Below are 1,424 nucleotides of genomic sequence, written 5' to 3' on the forward strand. Positions count from 1 at the left end.
GGGTCAAGCCCCTCGTGATGGTGTAGCGGTCTGATCCTTCATGGGGGTCAGGCGCTGAGGCCGAGGGTGAGTTCGGTGTCGGGGTCCACCTCGTCTCCGGTGTTGGTCACGGTGGTGAGCCTGCAGCGGGCCAGGACTTCGAGACCGAGGTAGCGTCGACCCTCGGCCCATTCATCGGTCTGCTCGGCCAGCACCGCACCCACTAGCCTGACGATGGCCGCCCGGTTGGGGAAGATGCCCACCGCGTCGGTGCGACGGCGGATCTCCCGGTTGAGCCGCTCGGCCGGGTTGTTCGACCAGACCTGCGTCCAGACGTCCTTCGGGAACGTGGTGAAGGCCAGGATGTCCGCCCGGGCGGCGTCGAGGTGCTCAGCCACGGTGGGCAGCTTCCCGCTCACGTAGTCCAGGAGCCGGTCGAACTGCGCGTGCACGCTGGCCGCATCGGGCTGGTCATAGACCGAGTGCAGCATGGCTTTCACGGCCGGCCACATGTTCTTCGGGGTGATGCCCATCAGGTTCGCCGCGTAATGGGTGCGGCAGCGCTGCCACGTCGCTCCGGGCAGGTTCGCCGCGATGGCGTCCTTGAGTCCGGTGTGGGCGTCAGAAGTGACCAACCGGACCCCGGCCAGGCCGCGGGCGACCAGGTCGGCGAAGAACTCGTTCCACGCCGCCCCGGTCTCCGAGGTGGCGACCCGCAGGCCCAGGACCTCGCGGTGGCCGTCAGCGTTGACCCCGGTGGCCAGCAGCACCACGGCGTTGACCACGCGCCCGCCCTCGCGGACCTTCATGCTCAGCGCATCGGCGGCCACGAACGTGAACGGGCCGGCCACCCCGAGCGGGCGGTGGCGGAAGGCCTCGACCTGCTCGTCGAGCTCGGTGGCCATCCGGGAGACTTGGGACTTGGACAGGGCGTTGACGCCCAGAGTCTTGACCAGCTTGTCCATCCGTCGGGTCGAGACCCCGGCGAGGTAGCAGTCAGCGACCACGGTGATCAGCGCCGACTCCGCTCTCTTCCTGCGTTCAAGTAGCCAGTCCGGGAAGTACGTGCCCGATCTGAGCTTGGGGATGGCCACGTCCAGGGTGCCGACCCGGGTGTCCAGGTCCCGGTGGCGGTACCCGTTCCGCTGAGCAGTGCGCGAGGAGCTGGGCTTGCCCCATTCGGCACCGACCACCGCGTCGGCATCCGCGGACAGCAAGGTGTTGATCATGGTCTGCAGCAGATGGCGCATCATGTCCGGGGACGCTTCAGACAGGGCTTCTCCGAGCAGGCCGGCAGGGTCGAGAATATGAGGAGCGGTCATCGTGATGACTCCATTCGAGGATTCTGTGGAAGGTTGACTCGACGGATCACACGGTGGCCGCGACCACGTCTGAGACGACACGCCCGACCACCGGGCGCTACACCACTATGCGGGACTCAACTC

General features: G+C 67.5%; 1 protein-coding gene. It reads right to left on the minus strand.

Features of this window, described 5'->3' with window-relative positions; genetic code table 11:
• Positions 1-47 precede the first annotated feature (47 nt).
• Positions 48-1,301, minus strand: coding sequence for an IS256 family transposase (locus tag ACFI33_RS11750; RefSeq protein WP_078025632.1), 1,254 nt, complete (start codon positions 1,299-1,301; stop codon positions 48-50).
• Positions 1,302-1,424: the final 123 nt, after the last annotated feature.

This window comes from Micrococcus sp. PSi08, assembly GCF_054960655.1.